Annotated in this window: 20 protein-coding genes; 7 read left to right on the top strand and 13 right to left on the bottom strand. The window is 64.4% G+C overall.

Annotation, left to right across the window (positions count from 1 at the left end):
- A partial coding sequence (locus tag VN856_RS14705; RefSeq protein WP_325690239.1) for an AMP-binding protein occupies positions 1 to 964 on the top strand: 964 nt, incomplete at its 5' end.
- Positions 965 to 983: 19 nt separating this feature from the next.
- Here the strand turns inward: VN856_RS14705 and VN856_RS14700 are convergent.
- From VN856_RS14700 to dtd, 4 genes are all read right to left on the bottom strand, one after another.
- Positions 984 to 1805 (bottom strand): MerR family transcriptional regulator, encoded by an 822-nt coding sequence (locus VN856_RS14700; RefSeq protein ID WP_325690238.1) that lies wholly within the window; start codon positions 1803 to 1805, stop codon positions 984 to 986.
- Between the two features lie 2 nt (positions 1806 to 1807).
- Positions 1808 to 2173, bottom strand: a complete 366-nt coding sequence (locus VN856_RS14695; protein ID WP_325690236.1) for a nuclear transport factor 2 family protein — start codon at positions 2171 to 2173, stop codon at positions 1808 to 1810.
- A 109-nt stretch (positions 2174 to 2282) separates the two neighbouring features.
- Positions 2283 to 3194, bottom strand: a complete 912-nt coding sequence (locus VN856_RS14690) for a class I SAM-dependent methyltransferase (protein ID WP_325690234.1) — start codon at positions 3192 to 3194, stop codon at positions 2283 to 2285.
- 18 nt (positions 3195 to 3212) lie between these two features.
- Positions 3213 to 3644, bottom strand: coding sequence for a D-aminoacyl-tRNA deacylase (gene dtd / locus VN856_RS14685; RefSeq protein WP_325690244.1), 432 nt, complete (start codon positions 3642 to 3644; stop codon positions 3213 to 3215).
- 39 nt (positions 3645 to 3683) lie between these two features.
- Between dtd and VN856_RS14680 the strand changes: the two genes are divergently transcribed.
- Genes VN856_RS14680 through VN856_RS14670 form a run of 3 tightly spaced genes read left to right on the top strand, consistent with a single transcriptional unit; the run spans position 3684 to position 6817 of the window.
- Positions 3684 to 4001, top strand: a complete 318-nt coding sequence (locus tag VN856_RS14680; protein WP_325690232.1) for an MTH1187 family thiamine-binding protein — start codon at positions 3684 to 3686, stop codon at positions 3999 to 4001.
- Positions 4002 to 4028: 27 nt separating this feature from the next.
- Entirely contained in the window at positions 4029 to 5294 is a 1266-nt protein-coding gene (locus tag VN856_RS14675; RefSeq protein WP_325690230.1) for a competence/damage-inducible protein A, read from the top strand.
- A 56-nt stretch (positions 5295 to 5350) separates the two neighbouring features.
- Entirely contained in the window at positions 5351 to 6817 is a 1467-nt protein-coding gene (locus tag VN856_RS14670) for an HNH endonuclease signature motif containing protein (protein WP_325690229.1), read from the top strand.
- Between the two features lie 9 nt (positions 6818 to 6826).
- Here VN856_RS14670 and VN856_RS14665 read toward each other — a convergent pair whose 3' ends face one another.
- Genes VN856_RS14665 through VN856_RS14655 form a run of 3 tightly spaced genes read right to left on the bottom strand, consistent with a single transcriptional unit; the run spans position 6827 to position 9808 of the window.
- The gene (locus VN856_RS14665) at positions 6827 to 7525 is read right to left on the bottom strand and encodes an alpha/beta fold hydrolase (RefSeq protein WP_325690227.1); all 699 of its coding nucleotides are present in this window, start codon (positions 7523 to 7525) and stop codon (positions 6827 to 6829) included.
- Between the two features lie 49 nt (positions 7526 to 7574).
- Positions 7575 to 8843, bottom strand: coding sequence for an MFS transporter (locus VN856_RS14660; protein WP_414686960.1), 1269 nt, complete (start codon positions 8841 to 8843; stop codon positions 7575 to 7577).
- A gap of 50 nt (positions 8844 to 8893) precedes the next feature.
- On the bottom strand, positions 8894 to 9808 hold the full coding sequence (locus tag VN856_RS14655) for an alpha/beta hydrolase (protein ID WP_325690225.1): 915 nt from the start codon (positions 9806 to 9808) through the stop codon (positions 8894 to 8896).
- Positions 9809 to 9943: 135 nt separating this feature from the next.
- On the opposite strand from VN856_RS14655, the gene VN856_RS14650 reads away from it, so the two are divergent.
- Positions 9944 to 11011: an amidohydrolase family protein gene (locus VN856_RS14650; protein WP_325690223.1), complete on the top strand. Its 1068-nt coding sequence runs from the start codon at positions 9944 to 9946 to the stop codon at positions 11009 to 11011.
- 7 nt (positions 11012 to 11018) lie between these two features.
- On the opposite strand, the gene VN856_RS14645 is transcribed toward VN856_RS14650, so the two are convergent.
- Entirely contained in the window at positions 11019 to 11801 is a 783-nt protein-coding gene (locus VN856_RS14645) for an enoyl-CoA hydratase/isomerase family protein (RefSeq protein ID WP_325690221.1), read from the bottom strand.
- Between the two features lie 224 nt (positions 11802 to 12025).
- Here VN856_RS14645 and VN856_RS14640 point away from each other — a divergent pair, with 224 nt between their 5' ends.
- On the top strand, positions 12026 to 12604 hold the full coding sequence (locus VN856_RS14640) for an XRE family transcriptional regulator (RefSeq protein WP_325690219.1): 579 nt from the start codon (positions 12026 to 12028) through the stop codon (positions 12602 to 12604).
- A gap of 9 nt (positions 12605 to 12613) precedes the next feature.
- Here the strand turns inward: VN856_RS14640 and VN856_RS14635 are convergent, their stop codons facing one another.
- Positions 12614 to 13831, bottom strand: a complete 1218-nt coding sequence (locus VN856_RS14635) for an acyl-CoA dehydrogenase family protein (RefSeq protein ID WP_325690217.1) — start codon at positions 13829 to 13831, stop codon at positions 12614 to 12616.
- A gap of 154 nt (positions 13832 to 13985) precedes the next feature.
- On the opposite strand from VN856_RS14635, the gene VN856_RS14630 reads away from it, so the two are divergent.
- On the top strand, positions 13986 to 15260 hold the full coding sequence (locus tag VN856_RS14630; RefSeq protein ID WP_325690215.1) for an alpha/beta hydrolase: 1275 nt from the start codon (positions 13986 to 13988) through the stop codon (positions 15258 to 15260).
- Here VN856_RS14630 and VN856_RS14625 read toward each other — a convergent pair.
- The 4 genes from VN856_RS14625 to VN856_RS14610 all read right to left on the bottom strand — a co-directional run bounded on the left by VN856_RS14625 (position 15201) and on the right by VN856_RS14610 (position 17623).
- The gene (locus tag VN856_RS14625; RefSeq protein WP_325690213.1) at positions 15201 to 15881 is read right to left on the bottom strand and encodes an esterase; all 681 of its coding nucleotides are present in this window, start codon (positions 15879 to 15881) and stop codon (positions 15201 to 15203) included. The genes VN856_RS14630 and VN856_RS14625 overlap by 60 nt on opposite strands.
- Before the next feature lie 19 nt (positions 15882 to 15900).
- The gene (locus VN856_RS14620; RefSeq protein WP_325690211.1) at positions 15901 to 16452 is read right to left on the bottom strand and encodes a hypothetical protein; all 552 of its coding nucleotides are present in this window, start codon (positions 16450 to 16452) and stop codon (positions 15901 to 15903) included.
- 40 nt (positions 16453 to 16492) lie between these two features.
- Positions 16493 to 16963, bottom strand: a complete 471-nt coding sequence (locus tag VN856_RS14615) for an STAS domain-containing protein (protein ID WP_325690209.1) — start codon at positions 16961 to 16963, stop codon at positions 16493 to 16495.
- A 165-nt stretch (positions 16964 to 17128) separates the two neighbouring features.
- A complete protein-coding gene (locus VN856_RS14610) occupies positions 17129 to 17623 on the bottom strand; it encodes an SRPBCC family protein (RefSeq protein ID WP_325690207.1) in 495 nt (164 codons plus the stop codon).
- Position 17624: the final 1 nt, after the last annotated feature.

Genomic DNA, 17624 nt, shown 5'->3' with positions numbered 1-17624 from the left:
CGCTGGTTGGATGGTGGCGCTGGCGTGCGGCGCAGCGATGGTGCCCGAGAAGTTCTCGCCGTCGCGGCTCCTGCCCGACATCCGTCGGTACGGCGCCACGTACATGAACTACGTCGGCAAGCCGCTGGCGCTGGTGCTGGCCACTCCCGAGGGGCCGGACGACGCGGACAACACATTGCGGGCGGCGTTCGGCAATGAGGCGACCGAACGCGACATCGACGAGTTCGCGAAACGGTTCGACTGCCGGGTCGTCGACAGCTTCGGCTCCAGTGAGTTCGCCGTCGTCGTGATGCGCGAGGACGGATGTCCGCCGGGATCGATCGGCAAGGGGTATCCCGGTGTCAGCGTGTACCACGCCGACACCGTGACAGAATGCGCGCCAGCGGTTTTCGACGAGCACGGTGCGCTGGCCAACTTCGACGAGGCGGTCGGGGAACTGGTGAACACGGAGGGATCCGGCCCGTTCGCCGGGTACTACAACGACCCGGCGGCCACCAGCGAGCGGATGCGCCACGGCATGTACTGGTCGGGTGATCTGGCGTATCGGGACACCGATGGGTGGATTTACCTGGCCGGTCGCACGGCGGATTGGCTGCGGGTGGACGGCGAGAACCTGGCTGCCGCACCCATCGAGCGAATTCTGCAGCGGTTGACCCCGATCAACCAGGTCGCGGTGTATGGGGTGCCGGATCGAGAAGTCGGCGACCAGGTGATGGCCGCCATCGTTCTCAGCGATGGCGCGTCCCTCACGCCGGATGAATTCGAGAAATTCCTGGCCACTCAGCCCGACTTGTCGCCCAAGGCGTGGCCGCGTTTCGTCCGGTTCAACACGGCGCTTCCGCAGACGGCGACCAGCAAGATTCTAAAACGCGAGTTGATCCGCGGGGGAGTGACGGCGGCGGGCGGTGTTCTGTGGGAGCGGGCAGGACGTGGAACCTCATACGTCGTGGCCAAGCCTGGATAATGTGCGTTGCGGGCGTGAGCTATTCAGCGGGAGAGTCGATGATCGGCCAAGCGATTTCGGTGCGCCATTGGCTGTGATCGCTGGTGTGGCTGTGATCGCGCTGGTAGTACTCGCGCAGTTGCCAGCCGACCGCTAGTTCGTGCTCGGTGACATAGGAACCCAAACGGCCGTAGGCCAGGTCGATATCGGAGTGCGGCCCTTGATAGGTGGTGACGGCGACCTCGGCGGCCGGAATGATCAGCGCTGTGACGCGGCCCAGTTCGCGCGGTGTCGTTACCGGGATGAAAACGGTTGCTTCGCCGGGCTCACGGTGAAACAGGCATTCGTCGTACAAACCACCGGCGGGTCCGGTGATGTTCAGGGCGTTATCTGCTGCGGCGCGGCGCAATTCGGCTAGGGCCTCACGCCACCAGGCTTCGATATCCACCGGATCCAAGTTGTCTTCGGTGATAGCTAATGCGGGGAAACTTGATTCGGCTCGCCGGTGCACCGGCTGCAGTCCGGCGGGGCTGTCCAGCAGCGCACGCAACGAGTTCACGGCGGCTTGCGTCTTCGCCAGTTCGGTTTCGAGATGATCGATATGGGCGGAGATCAGGCTGTCGCGCGCGATTGGGCTACCGGCGACGAGTACTTCGCGGACGTCGGCGACCGGCATGCGCAGATCACGTAGCCGCCGGATCAGCTGGGCTGTCGGGAGTTGTTCCAATGTGTAATAGCGGTATCCGGTCTCCGCGTCGACTTCGGCTGGTTCTAGCAATCCGACCTGGTGATAGTGCCGCAGAGTCTTGACACTCAGGTGAGTCATGGTCGCGAAGCGACCCACGCTGACGGTGTTGGTCATGGCTAGTACTGGGGTGCAGTGTTGTTGACGATGAACAAGGTGACGATCTTGCCGTCGTGAACACGAAGGTAATTAGTCATGATCAGCGGGTCAGGGAGTCCAGTTTTGTCGTAGTCGCCCTCGTACCGGCACCGCACGCACCACATGCCGGCATTGTCTACGGCCTCAACGGGTTGCAGCGTGACGCGGTCTCCGACCAACTCCTTCGCTACGAACGCACGGATGCGCTCCCGCCCCCAGAATTCCCGAGCTGCGTCGTTGACGAGGGCATCATCGGCGAACGTGTCCATGATCGCATCGAGATCGAAACTGTTGATCGCTGCGATGTGCGAATCGATCACGGGATGCAGGGAAAGCTGAGCGGTCATCGGGTTCTCCTAGTCGTTGTCGGCGTCACGTGCCTGTCAACGCAAACTGTGAGGTCTCCCCCTACAGGAGGGTCAAGCATCTCCATATCGCTGGGCATGATGTGGCCGACTAACGTGTGGCGGTGATGTATTCGGAATGCATGATCTCGTCGAGGTCCATGTCGACTTGAGCCGGGGTCCGGCCGTATTCGCGCTGCAGTTCCGGGTTGGTCTGCACGGGGTCGACCGTCCAGCCGTGATCGGTAAGCCATTGCGCTGGTTTGGTTTTCGCCGCGTCGTCGTAGGTCAGTGTGGAGAAATTCACATCACCGGACAGGTTGAGGCCCGGGTAACTGCTTTCCAGTGCGGCGAGCCGGTCCTGGTCAAGACATGAGCCCAAGGCGCCTATCCCGAGCCGGCTGCCCGGCGCCGACAATTCCGTGATCCGACCAAACAATGTGTCCTGGGCGTCGCCGGTCAGGTAGGGCAGGATGCCCTCCACCGACCAGGCGGTCGAGACACTGGTGTCGAAACCCCTATCCCGCAACGGTACTGACCAATCGTCACGCAGGTCGGCCGCGACGTCGCGCCGATCAGCCGATGGTTCTGCTGCGTGCTGTGCAAGCACGCTCGCCTTGAACTCGAGGACTTTCGGCTGGTCCACCTCGAATACCGTGGTGCCGGTTGGCCATGTCAGCCGGTACGCTCGCGAGTCCAGGCCGGCCGCCACGATGACGGCCTGGCGGATGCCCCGCTGCGCTGCGGAGGAGAAGAATTCGTCGAAGAACCGGGTCTGCACGCCGTACAGGCGGGGAAAGGTGACCGCCCCCTCGGATGTGCCAGGGTCGGCGAGGGCGCCGTTGAGAAACGGGTCCGCGGATGCCGCGATGAAGTACTTGGCATAGTCGTCGCGCACCAACGGATGGTCGCTCGCCGCGTGTAAGGCACGCCATCCCGCGACCAGCAGTGCGGTATATCCCACGCTGCTGACGATGTCCCACGTGTCGTCGTCGGAGCGGTCCACGCCCCAGTTGTCGCCCATTGAAACTCCCTCTCCTCGTTACAGCTCCAGCAGTACCGTCACCGGGCCGTCGTTGATCAATTCGACCTGCATGTGGGCGCCGAAGATTCCGGTTTCCACGCCGGCCCCCAGGTCTCGCAGTGCTTGCACGAACGCGGCGACCAGCGGCTCGGCGACTGCGCCCGGCGCGGCGGCGTTCCAGGATGGTCGCCGGCCCTTGGCGGTGTCGGCGTACAGCGTGAACTGGCTGACCACCATGATCGGTGCATCGACGTCGGAGGCCGACCGATCATCGTCGAGAATCCGCAGCTGCCAGAGCTTTTCGGCAAGTCGTCGGGCTGTGTCGGCGTCGTCAGCGTGCGTCACTCCGACGAGCGCCAGCAGGCCCTGTCCGGCGGGCCGGATTGCGCCGACGGCTTGGCCATCCACCGACACCGTTGCCGACGCGACCCGTTGCACCAGAACCCGCATGGCCCGATGCTGCCATGGCGTCGTGGGTAAGCTCATTGGGTGTCCGTACTGGTTGCATTCTCGGTCACGCCACTCGGAGTCGGCGAGGGTGTCGGTGAGATCGTCGCCGAAGCGGTTCGGGTAGTTCGAGACTCCGGATTGCCGAACAAGACCGATTCGATGTTCACCGTGATCGAGGGTGACAGCTGGGCCGAGGTGATGGCCGTCGTGGAGCGCGCCGTCGAAGCCGTGGCAGCCCGCGCCACCAGGGTCAGCGTGGTGATCAAGGCGGACTGGCGATCGGGTGTGACCGATGCGATGACCAGCAAGACAGAATCGGTGGAACGTCACCTGTCCGCGCAACCCGGGGATGGGTAGCGAAACTGTCCGCCTAATGTCGTAGCGGTGAGCGCACGCGCGGGCATTGTCGTCACCGGGACCGAGGTCTTGACCGGGCGGGTCGCCGACCGCAACGGCCCATGGCTCGCCGACCGGCTTCTCGAGCTGGGCGTCGAACTCGCCCACATCACCATCTGCGGTGACCGCGCCGCCGACATCGAAGCCCAGCTACGGTTCATGGCCGACGAAGGCGTGGACCTGATCGTCACCAGCGGCGGGTTGGGACCGACCGCCGACGACATGACAGTGGCAACCGTCGCGCGATACTGCGGTCGTGAGCTGGTGCTGGACGCCGAGCTGGAAAACAAGATCGCGGAGATCTTGAAGAGGCTGATGGCACGCATCGGGGGCGGCGATTTCGACGCGGTGCGAGCCGCCAACCGCAAGCAGGCGATGGTCCCGCTCGGAGCTGTCGTGATGGATCCGGTGGGAACGGCGCCCGGGGTGGTGGTTCCCGGCACGCCGACCGTCGTCGTGCTACCGGGGCCGCCGCGCGAGCTGCAGCCGATGTGGAAGACCGCGATACAGATACCCGCTGTCCAGGAAGCCATCGCGGGCCGGACGATCTACCGCCAAGACACCATCAGAATGTTCGGGCTGCCGGAATCCGGCCTGGCCGAGACTCTTCGCGAGGCGGAGCACGACGTGCCCGACTTCGAGTCGCTGGAGATCACCACCTGTCTGCGGCGCGGGGAGATCGAGATGGTCACCCGCTACGAACCTGACGCCGCGGACACCTACCGGCAGCTGACCGAATTGCTTCGCGGCCGGCACGGCCAGCACATCTTCTCCGAGGATGGCGCCCAGGTGGATGACCAAGTCGCGCAGCTGCTGACCGGGCGCCGGATCGCCACCGCAGAGTCATGCACCGGGGGACTGCTGGCGGCACGACTGACCGACCGGCCCGGTTCGTCGGCCTACCTCGCCGGCGGGTTGGTGGCCTACGCCAACGGCGCGAAAACCGAGTTGCTCGGCGTGGATCCGACGCTGATCGACGCACACGGCGCGGTGTCGGAGCCGGTGGCCGAAGCGATGGCCGCCGGTGCGCTGCGCCAATTCGACGCCGACACCGCAGTGGCGATCACCGGGATCGCCGGCCCCGGCGGGGGAACAGAGGAAAAGCCAGTCGGGACAGTCTGTTTCACCGTGGCGGTCGACGGCACGACCTCGACCCGCACGCTTCGACTGCCCGGCAACCGGTCCGACATCCGGGAGCGCTCGACCACGGTGGCGATGCACCTGCTGCGTCAAGCGCTCGGTGACGCTGGATGATGAACCGCTGATCGGTACGCCGCATTGTGTCGGTGCGTTGTACTAGCATCGAAAGTATGTTCTATAGCGCTGCATCGCTGCAGGCCACGGCGGCTTTCACCGCCGTAGACGATGCCGGTGTGGTGGATGCGATCACGACTGCGGCCCGTGCACAGAACACGATGTGCGGGCGCGAGCTGGCCGCGATCGGCGAGTTGTATGCGCGCCGCGCTCCCGAGGACGATTGCGATCGGCTGAACTGGGCGATCGACGGCCATGAGAACGTGGTCGCCGAAGTGGCCGCTGCGTTGGGCATCAGCCGTGGCCGAGCCCGAGGCCGGTTGCGTTACGCAATCGCGTTGCGCGAGCGGCTGCCCCGGGTCGCTGATGTTTTTGCTCGAGGACTCATCGACTTTCGTGTGATGGCTGCGGTCGTATCCCGCACCGAGTTGGTCGACAATCCGGAGTTGATCGCCAAGCTGGATGCGGCGATCGCTCGGCATGCATCCAAGTGGATGCGGCTCTCGGAACCGAAGCTCATCGAACGTATCGACTTGTGGGTACTTCGGTTCGACCCGGCCGGCAAGCGCGTCGCGGGCGAGCGCACCGAAGATCGCTATGTCGACATCGCACCCACCGATGCCGGGTTGGCGGGGATCTGGGCGCAGCTGCACGCGACTGACGGCGCCGCTTTGGACCAGAAGCTCGACGCGCTCGCCGACACGGTCTGTAGCGCCGATCCACGAACCAAGAAGCAACGTCGAGCGGACGCCCTGGGGGCATTGGTTGCCGGACTATCGGCGATGCATTGCCGATGCGGCTCACCGGAATGCCCAGCAGCACAACGACGTCCGGCCTCCGGTGTGGTGATCCACGTCCTGGCTGAGCAGGCGACCATCAGCGGGGATTCTCAGACACCTGGCTATCTGCCCGGATTCGGGCCGCTACCATCGAGCATCCTGCGCGACATTGCGGCGACGGCGAAAATCAAACCGCTGGTCAGGCCCTCAACCACTCCCGAGTCCGGTTATCGGCCTTCGACGGCGTTGGCCGAATTCGTGCGCCTCCGGGATTTGACCTGTCGATTCCCCGGCTGCGACGAACCGGCTGAAGCATGCGATATCGACCACACCGTCCCGTTCCCAATGGGCCCTACCCACCCCTCGAATTGCAAGCTGCTCTGCCGTTATCACCACCTCCTGAAAACGTTCTACAGCGGCTGGGCCGACCGTCAGTCACCCGATGGGACGGTGACCTGGACGACGCCGAGCGGTCACACGTACACCACCGAGCCCAGCGGCCGTATCTTCTTTCCCCAGTTAGGTATCCCGACAGGAGAATTGGCGATAATGACGCAGGCCGTCGACCCCGGGTACGGCCGCGAGTTGATGATGCCGCGGCGTAGGCGAACGCGCGCGCAGGAACGACTCAGCCGCATCGCCGCGGAACGACGCTTCAACGAGCAATGTCTCAAGCGACAGCAGTGGCTCTTCGACGAGACCGACAGACATCGAGAATCACTCGCCGAACCTCCGCCGTTCTGACGGGCGAACCTAGTTCGCAGCGACCACGCGCAGTAAGGCGTCGGTCAGCGCTCTCGGTTGCGAAAAGAACGGTGAGTGACTCGAATGGATGACTTCAAGAGTTGCGCCGATGTTGCGTGCCGTTTGTGCCTGCCAATCCGGGTCGACAAGTCGATCCTCAGCGCATGCGATGTAAGTACAGCTGACCGTTGGAAGTTGGGATAGTGGAAACGGGGCCATGAACGGGTACGCCGACTGTGGTCGAAGGCGGCTGAAAGCTGCCGTCACCGTCGATTCGTCACAGTCGTGGTAGAACAACGTTCTAGCCATATCACGATCTACCCATGCTGTCCGTAGTTCTGCATCCGGCTGGCTAAGGCCCTTGTCCCAGTTGGGGTTAACCATGTCACCCCCTTGATCCACCAGGCTGAGTCCAGGGGCCGGGACTACCGCGCACACGTACACCAGGTGGCGCACCGGGCGTCGAGCCGCGATCAGAGTGCCCGTGGGTCCAGCCAACGAGTGCGCGACAACGACGACGTCGGCGTCGCGACCATCGAGGGCAGCGCACACCAAATCGGCGTAGGGCTCAAAGGTTCTCGCTGAGGCGTCGTCACACGGCAATTCTGGCGCGACCACGTCGTGGCCCGCCTTCTGCAGCAGCGGAACGACTTCTTCCCAGCACCACGGTCCGTGCCACGCGCCGTGCACGAGGGCAAAGGTCGTCATAGCGCGGATGGTAGATCACACGCGCGTCGGCTGGCGGGCAAAATCGGCGCTAGGCGCCGGACGGCTCGCCGACCGCGCTGCTTTGCTTGGTGCCGAACTGAATTCCGGTGGCATCCTTGCCGATCGCTGTCAACACCGCGACGGCGATCAGGACCGGACCGATGGTCGCGGCCAAGGCAAAGGGATAGCCGTGCGAGGCGGCCAGCCGCTCCTGGATCGGCAAGTTGAAGGCCGCCAGCAGATTACCCAGCTGATAGGTGACACCCGGATAGAAGCCTCGGATGGCATCCGGCGACATCTCGGTCAGGTGGGCGGGTATGACGCCCCACGCGCCCTGCACGGCGAATTGCATCAAAAACGAGCCGAGACACAGCATCGCGGCGGTATGCGAGTAGGCGAACAGCGGCACGATCGGCAGCCCCAGCACGGCGCAGAACACCACGGTGTGGCGACGGCCGAACCGCTGGGACAGTGAGCCGAAGATCAGCCCGCCGGCAATGGCGCCGAGGTTGTAGATCACCACGATCCACTTGGCGGTGGTGGGCGATAGCGCGGCGCCGCCATCGTGGGTGGCCGACAGGAACGTCGGGTACACGTCCTGGGTGCCGTGGCTCATCCAGTTGAAGGCCGCCATCAGCAGGATCAGATAGATGAACCGCCGGATGACGGCGGCCTCACGCAGCACGTCGCGGATCCTGGTACGGGTCAATTTCATTCGGTCCTGCTCTGCTACCCAAACTTCCGACTCCTGCACGCGGTACCGGATGATGAGGCTGATCAGCGCGGGGATGACACTCAGACCGAACAGCCAGCGCCAGGACAGCCCGAGTTGATCCATGACCAACAGCGACGCAACTGTTGCGAGCAGATAGCCGAACGCATAACCCTCCTGCAGCAGTCCGGAGAAGAACCCCCGCCGCTCGACGGGGACCTTCTCCATCGCCAGCGCGGCACCCAGACCCCACTCGCCGCCCATGCCAATGCCATACAGGAGCCGCAGGATGACCAGCACGGTGAAGTTCGGCGCGAACGCGCACAAAAAGCCGACCACCGAATAGAAGATCACGTCGACCATCAGCGGCAGCCGCCGGCCGACCCGGTCGGCCCACAGCCCGAACAGCAGTGCGCCCACCGGGCGCATGAGCAGGGTTGCCGTAGTTAGGAATGCGACTTCGGCTTTGGTGTGGTGGAAGGTTTTCGCGATGTCGGCGTAGACCAGCACCACGAGGAAGTAATCGAAGGCGTCCATCGTCCAGCCCAGGAGTGCTGCGATGAACGAGTTTCGCTGATCTTTGGTCAGCGGTGGGTTTCTGGGCACCCGCTCCGTCTATCACACGGCGCGTGACGGTGTCGCGCGCACGCGGGAAGTCATTTCTTTTCGATGCTGTCCCAGAGCTCAATCATGGTGCGCAGAATTTCCTCGGCGAAGCCCAGGCCGGCGAGATGGCTTTCTCCCGGCAGCGTGTACAGCTCGGCGTCGGGCAGTCGGGCAACGACGTGCTCCCCGTGAGCGAACGGGACGATGTGGTCCTTGTCGCCGTGCCACCAGCGGACCGGGATCTTCACCTGATCAAGCCGGAAGCCCCAGTCCCGCGCGAAGACGATGACGTCGGCGAACGGGGCGGCCAACTGTTTGCGGGAACCATTGAGCAGATCGTCGAGGAACATCGCCTTGAATTCCGGCCGTACCAGCAGTCTGCGATCGCCCTCGGGGGATACCCCGGCGTAGAGGTAAAGAGCGGGCTCGGCGACTGGCTTCAGCAGTCGGATGAAACCGACCGCCGCCCACCGGATCGGGAGCCCGGCCACCGCAAGCAGCGGCGCCAAGGAAGAGCCGAGTGCCATCAGCCCGCCGCTGATCGCCTCGGGACCGACCGTGGGGGCTACGCCACCCAGCACTCCGACGGCGATGATGCGGTCGGGCATCGCCGCGGCGCATGCCAGGGTGTACGGACCACCCCCGGACAGGCCGATCACAATCATCTTGTCGATGCCCAAGGTGTCGGCGACTGTGCGCAAGTCATCGGCGAAGGCAATGACGTTCTCGTATTGATGCGGCGTGGACGCCCCGATGCCGGGTCGATCGATGCCGATCAGGCGGATGTGGTTGTCCTCGGCGTAGACGCGGGCCTCGGCTGGGATCTGCCGTCGCGCCCCGGGAGTGCCGTGCAGCCAGAAAATCGCGCGACCTTGCGGATCGCCGAACTCGGCAAACCCCAGCTGCCGATCATCGCCGACGGCGATATTGCCCTCGAGCTTGGGCCGAGCAATCGAATAAGCCATTACCGCAGTGTTACATGGACGGCCGCGCTCGATTTGCGTTAGGGCAACTGGCACGGCTTGTTAGCCGGCGTTTTGGGAGCAATGACGTCGACGGTGGTGCACGCTGCATACAACACCTGCCGACGGGAGCGAGTTATGCAGATCATCGATGCCGACGGGCACGTCGCGGAAAACCCATCGTTCGCAATCGAGGCCATGAAGCGCTGGCCGCAACAGGTCACGGCCAGTGCCGACGGCAGACCCAGGTTGGTGATCGAGGGCCGCAATTATCCCGAGGACACCGGCCCGGGCGCCGGCTGCCCACCGGAGCACGGGATCAGCAAGGCATCCGACATCAACTGCCGGTCGGTCGAGGGGGTGCTCGGCGACGCCGACCGCGATCACATCGACACCATGGTGCTGTATCCCAGCATGGGGTTGTGCACGCCCAGTCTGGAGGATCCGGAATTCGCCGCGGGGTTCGCGCGCCACTACAACCAGTGGATTGCCGATTTCTGCGCCCCGGCAGGCGGCCGATTGCGCGGTGTCGCGGTAGCCCCGGTCGAGCATGGCCAATCGGCGATCGACGTCATGCGGGAGGCCAAAGATCTCGGGCTGGTGGCCACCCTCGTCCCGCCGGCACTCAAGACGCGCAACCTCGACCACCCCGACCTCGATCCGTTTTACGCCGCCGCGGTCGAACTCGGAATGCCGCTCGGGATTCACGGGGCACCCGGTATCCACCTGCCGAAGATCGGTGTCGATCGCTTCACCAACTACATCCAGGTGCACTGCATCAGCTTTCCGTTCGACCAGATGACGGCGATGACCGCGATGGTCTCCGGCGGTGTCTTCGACCGGCATCCGGGATTGCGGGTGGCCTTCCTCGAGGCGGGTGTCGGCTGGGTGCCGTTCTTCATCGACCGCCTGCACGAGCATTTCGAAAAGCGCGGCGATTGGGTTGAACGTGGCTGGCAACGTGATCCGCAGGAGTACGTGCAGGCCGGCAACATCTTCGTGACCTGCGAGCCCGAGGAGCCGATCCTGCCCGGCGTCATCGACGTGCTCGGCGACGACTTCATCATGTTCGCCAGCGACTACCCGCACTGGGACGGGGAGTGGCCGGACAGCACCAAGCACCTGCGCACCCGCCCCGACATCAGCGAAGACACCCGCGCGAAAATCGGCGGGCTCAACGCGCAGCGTTTCTACGGCCTCAACTGAAAGGCGATCAGCGCCCCCGCCATTTCGGAGGTCGCCTTTCGGCAAACGCACGCGGGCCTTCTTTAGCATCCTCGGTCGCGAAAATGCGGTCGCTGTGCAGGGTTTCGTTGGCATAGGCAGAGTGCAGGTCAAGCGCCAGGCCCTCGACAGCCGACTGTTTGGTCGCCGACACGGCAAGCGGCGCGTTGACCGCGATGCGCTCGGCGTACTCATAGGCGGTGTTCATCAACTGATCGTCCGGCACCACCTGATTGATCAGCCCCATCGCGAGCGCGCGGTCGGCGTCGACCATGTCCGCGGTCAACAACAACTCCATCGCCAACGCGTAGGGCAATTGGCGCGGCAACCGCACGGTACTGCCGCCGCCGGCAAACAATCCGCGCTTCGGTTCCATTACAGCGAATCGCGCTTGCGGCACGGCGACGCGAATATCGGTGGAGGTCAGCATCTCGAATCCGCCCGCCACACAGACACCGTTGACGGCGGCGACGATCGGCTTGTAGATCGGAAACTGGTGCAAGACAGCGTGAATGGCGTCGCTTTTGTTCCATCCCTCAGGCTGAGGTAAGTCGCCGGTCAATTCAGGAATGAACTTCTTGAGATCGGCTCCGGTACAGAAATCGCGACCAACTCCGGTAATAACTGCGACCCACGCATCGGGGTCATCGCGAAAGGCCGCCCAAGCGCAGGCAAGATCGCGGAAATGCTCCATGTCGAGCGAATTGCGCGTCTCGGGCCGGTTGATCGTGATCGTGACGATGCGACCGTTCCGCACGTAGTCGATGCTCACCGCGTCCTTTGAGATTCGCAGCCGCTATCTTAGTAATGATAGTAAATCACCCGGATTGTGATCTGACCAGCGCGTGGCACGGAGGATGCCCGTTGAACGCCCGGCCACTACCCCTATGCGGGTCGATGCCGTTACCGATACCCTCTTCCATGCAGCTGTCGGTACGGAAGTTGGCGGCAGCCCGTCACGATCTGAGCTGAACACCACCAAAGAGTTGAGGGACTATGGGCGAATTCGATCAGCACGAGGGTGAAGCGCAAACCATTGTGAATCTCGCCGAGGCGGCGATGCACATGTACCGGGCGGCGATCGACTCGCTGCCTTTTCCGGAAGACAAGAAATTCCAGAAGCGCGCCGAAGTGGTTCTCACCGGTATGCGGAAATTGCGCGCGGCGCTGACCGAGGCAGCCAGCCACAGCCGGCCCACTCCCACCGTCATGATGGCGCTCAGTGACGTCCGCCGGCGCTACGACGATCTGATGGAGCGCGCGGCCGATGCGCCCGGATCGACGCTGGGTCAACAGCTTTACAACGCCCGCATCCACGCCAAGCTGTCGGCGCACGAGGCGGCCCACGGATTTGGACTACGGCGCGAGCTGCCCGACGAGCTCGAAGAGGGCGCCACGCCCAGCGCACAGGAAACGCCGTTGGTCGAGCAGCTGATCGCCGCGATCCGGTTGGTGGCAGGTCTCGACGAAGGCAAGTTCGAGCCTGAGCCGGCAGCGGTCGAGGAGCACGTCAACGGCTGGGATGAAGCGCTGGCGATGAACGGCGCCGGCGAAGAGGCGCACGCCACTAACTAGCGGCGTGCGTCAGCGAATGGGCAGACCGGTCAACGCCCGGCCGATCACCAGTCGCTGAATCTCGCTGGTGCCCTCAAAGATGGTGAAAATCTTTGCATCCCGGTGCATTCGCTCCACCGGGTAATCACGTGTGTAGCCGTTGCCGCCGAGAATTTGGATGGCTTCGTCGGTGACGTACACAGCGGTCTCGCTGGCGTAGAGCTTCGCCATCGAACCCTCGGCTGAGGTGAACGGCTTGTTGTTGCGCTGCATCCAGCTGGCCCGCCACACCAGCATCCGGGATGCGTCGATGCGGCTCTTCATGTCAGCCAATTTGAAAGCGACCGCCTGGAATTCGGCGATCTTGCGGCCGAATTGTTCACGCTGGCCCGAGTACTCCAGCGCGTACTCGTAAGCAGCGCGGGCGATGCCCAGAGCCATCGCACCCACGGTGGGACGGGTGCGCTCGAAGGTCATCATCGCCGCCTGGCTCGAGGTGCGATGCCCTTCCTTGATCTTGGCGATCCGCTTTTCGAATTTCTCTCGGCCGCCGAGGATCAGCTCACCGGGAAGGCGAACATCGTCGAGCACCACCTCGGCGGTGTGCGACGCCCGAATACCGTGCTTCTTGAACTTCTGGCCCTGGGACAGGCCTTTGGTGCCGGGGGGCACGATGAACGTCGCCTGTCCTCGAGTGCCCAGCTCGGGTTCCACCGACGCCACCACCACGTGGACGTTGGCGATTCCACCGTTCGTGGCCCACGTCTTAGTGCCATTGAGCACCCACTCGCCGGCGGCTTCGTCGTACTTCGCCCGGGTGCGGACAGCGCCGACGTCCGAACCGGCGCCCGGCTCCGAGGAACAGAAGGCAGCCAGTTGCGGATCGCCGGGGCTGCCGAACATCTGCGGCAGCCACTCACCGATCTGCTGTGGCGTTCCGTTGGCGGCCAGCGCGGCCGCGGCAAGCCCGGTGGCCATGATGGACAACGCGATGCCGGCGTCACCCCAGAACATCTCTTCGAAGACCGTCGGCATACCCAGTCCGCTGGCCTCGCCCGCCATCTGAGCGAACAGGTCAGGCGTGTAGAGCCCAACTTTGGCGGCCTCTTGGATGATCGGCCACGGGGTCTCTTCGCGCTCGTCCCACTCAGCGGCCGCCGGGCGGATCACCGATTCGGCGAACTCGTGGACCCAGTCACGGACCTGCACCACTTCCTCGGACAGATCCAGCGAAAAGGTGGCGTCCATCAGCGCTCCTATCGATTGTTGCGCCCGCATCCCTGTGGTGCCTGGTAGCTGGACATCTGTCACATACAGTAAACGCTTGTATACTCAGTGAACAAACCGGCAGCTCAGACCAGGCCATTTTGACACTCATTCATCAGAATTCGTGAGGGGCAACATGCAACGCAGTGACATCCGCGCCGTCGGCGATTTGGCAGGGGAGGCGTCGTCGGTGCTGACGACGCTGGTGCGGGGAATGCATGCCGGTATCTCAGGTCGCGTATTCGACTCGATCGGGCCGTCGGCCAAACCGACCCGGACCATCCACGACGGGTTGACGCGGGCGATCTACAGCGGAGTAGACCGCGGGATTCGTGGCGCCGCCCATGTCGCGGGGATCGTGGCCGCCGAAGTGTGGGGTAACGAAGCCGACGAGGCTCTTGAATCACGCGCCGATTCGACCGCCGCTGCCATCGCCGCGGTCAATGGAATCTACGGCAATGTGTTGACCGAACAAGAGAGCCCGCTGGCGGCCGCGATGACGATCCGGTGCGGCGGCAAACCGGTACCGCTGACGACGGAGGCCCTCGCGCAGGCGTACCCGGCGGCCGCCAACCGCGTCGTCGTCTTCGTGCACGGTTGGTGTCTGACCGAGCGGTCGTGGTCCCGGCGGTCGGTCGAGGCCGAAGACGGTCGAAGCTACGGCCAACGGTTGCGCGACGATCTCGGATACAGCCCGGTCTTTCTGCGGTACAACACCGGGCTGCACGTGTCGGTCAATGGCCGCACGCTTGCCGAGATTCTCGAGCTGTTGCATGACCAGTGGCCGGTCCCCATCACCGAGCTCGTCCTGGTCGGCCATTCGATGGGCGGACTGGTGGCGCGCAGCGCATGCCACTACGGGGCCGAGCTACAGCACGGCTGGGCCGACGCCGTCAGCCGGGTGGTGTGTCTGAGCTCGCCGCATCTGGGTGCCGACCTGGAGAAGGGCGTGAACATCGCGTCGTGGGCGTTGGCTCGGTTGCCCGAAACCCGCGCTATCGCAACCTTTTTGAATGCTCGCAGCGACGGCGTGAAAGACCTGCGGTTCGGCGCGTGTCTCGACGAGGACTGGACCGACGCCGATCCGGATGAGTTTCTGCGCGACCGTTGCCACGAGACACCGTTCCTGCCGCATGTCCGCTACCACTTCGTGTCGTCCGCGGTCACACCGCCGCTGCTCGGGTTGATCGCCGGCGATCACCTCGTCCGGCCGAAAAGCGCTGCTGGCCTGGGCAAGTCACGACGTATTCCGTTCGAGCCGGAGCTTGGACTGACGCTGACCGGGTTGAATCACTTCGACTTGCTCAATCACCCATTGGTGTACGCGAAGCTGCACGACTGGCTGGCTCACTCACCGGATCGGTCGGCCGGCGTCAGCGATACGGGCAGCGACGTCAGCGGCGACGGCTAGCGTCTTGGCGTCGATCGCGGCGCGGTAGCGCCCGGCGCGGGCGTCGTAGACCGCGCCGGCGATCGAGCCGTGGTCGGCCGGTAGCTCGACAACCTGCACCGGCCAGTCGTGCTGCCGCAGCGCCGCGGCGAAATCGTCGGCCACCGAAAGCGGGACGACGCGATCGGCGACGCCGTGCAAGAGCGTGAACGGGGAGCGCGGCGCGCCATCGTTCACCCGGGTTGCCGGCAGCTCGTTGAAGATCGGGTCGGGCACCATGAACGCGCCGGCAAGGCAGACGGTATGCCCGAAAGCCACTCCTAGCCGCTGCGCCTGCACGGTCAGCGCCGCCGCGGCGAGGCCTCCCATCGACCAGCCGGCGAGTACCAGACTGTCGGGGTGGTCAACCCGCTCGCGGGCGAAGTGCACCGAGTCCAGCAGGTCGGCACGGCCGCCGTCGTGGGCGGAGGAATCCCAGTCCGGAGCGATGACACCCAGACCATGACCGGCAATGAGTTCGGCAAGTGGTCGCACCGACGAGCGCGCGTCAGGCTGTTGGCCGTGCCACAGCAGAACCGTGGGTTGGGAGGGCTCGCCGAAGACGTCTGCCAGCCGACCGGCGGCGTATTCGACGGTCTCCATGCCCCTCGCGATTAGAACGTCACGGCTTGGGTGCAGCCGGCGCCGGTGGCGGCGCGGGCGCTGGCGGTGTGTCTCGAGGTGCCGGTGCGCCGCCGCCGCCGATCAGCGTGTTGAGGATGCCCAGCGACAACCCGGCTTCGCCGGGTGACTTGCCGGGGTCGGGGACCGCAGCGTCGTTCTTCTGCCAGGCCTGGCAGCCATCTGTCTTGAACGTCTTGTCGGTCGGATCGATCTTCACAATCTGCGGCTTCTTGCTCATGGCGTTGTCGAGCGGTTGCTTGGCGTCATCGCCGAGCCGCTTCCAGTAGCAAACGCCGCTGCCCACCGGACCGGCCGAGGTGTAGACGCCCGGCACGATGTCGGTTCCCACGTTGTAGACACCATCGTGGTCGATCGTCGTCTTGGGACCGCCGGCCGGCGCCGCCGGAGGCGGTGACGCAGGAGCCGGAGGTGGAGCGGGCGCCGGAGCAGGGGGGTCGGCGCTGGCGAGGCCTGCGGACACACCCCAGCCCAGCGCGATCAGCGCCACGGCAGCCGAAGCGGTTGACTTGGACGTCACGAATAGCAGCATACGGACTTCGCGGAATACACGCCCCAGCCCATTTGCCGGGCTACGCGGTTTTTGTCAGCAGCGGTAGCAATAGCCGACGACGGGCGGTGTTGGCGTCGGCGAAATACTGCAGCGCCTCGTGCACGGTGGCAGCGGTGGGGAAGCTGGTGTCCTCGCCGGTGAGCAGCATCGTCAGACTCACTGCTTGGCTGGGGATCAGCGCCCATTCCAGCCCGGCGGCGCTGCAGGCGTCGTCCACCCGGTGGAGAAGTCGCACAGCCTGTGCGGCGAACGAGTCCACGCCCGAGAGCTCGAGGACAAATGGCTTGTCCGGCAAGTTGAAGCGCTGGGCGTAGTCGATGACCTGGTCCACGTTGCTCGCGTCGATCGTGCCGCTAATTGTGACGACGGTTGCCAGGTGTCGGCATTGTGCGCGCACCGCGGCGCCGTTGCAGTCGAAGGGGAGATGGGCGCGCCGCGGCGCCAAGGAGGCTGCCGTGCTGATCGAGTCCTTCATTAGAGCGGTCCCCATCCCCAAACACTGTTCCTGCAATATCGGGATCAACGATGACCCGAACCTGTTTGAGACGCTAATTGGCTACTCTAAGGTCACCTGTTCCAGCGTTTAATACTTTGCTAAGAAACAATTTTCAGCTACTGGCCAGTACGTTCCAATGGTGCACCGGCGGGGAGCCGGCTATGCCAGTCGCTTGACCGCCCCGACGTAGCTGAGCGCGTGCTCGTAAATGTCGATGTTGTCGCGAGAAATCCTTGCGTGGACCGGTCGTTCGAGCAGCAGACGCAACAACGGGTTGAACGCGTGATACGTCTCATGGAAGGTGAGCACGGTGGTGCCGTCGGGCTGCTCCTCGAGTTCGTGATAGCCCTCGGCACGCGACCACAGCGGCTTCCCGATCGCGACATAGCGCGACACCTTGTTGATGGTCGCCTCGGTGACCGTCTCCCACGAGCGCCCTTTGCCACCCGACAACAAGTACTTGGGCACCGGGAAGACGCAGGTGCGAACGAGACCCTCGCCGGCTTCGTCGCCTTCGTTCAGGATCTCCATGCTGCCGGTCGGCCACTCAAGCACCCGCGGCTTCGGCGCGTTCGGCGGCACCTTCGGGTGCAGCACCCGCCACACCTTCCTCGGCGGTGCGTCGACGTGGAATCGCACGGTGAAGGATTGCATC

The organism is Mycobacterium sp. (genome assembly GCF_035603715.1).
In the GTDB taxonomy this organism is placed as follows: Bacteria; Actinomycetota; Actinomycetes; order Mycobacteriales; family Mycobacteriaceae; genus Mycobacterium.
Note: the sequence above shows the minus strand (reverse complement) of the source record. Positions and strands in the feature narration are given on the sequence as shown.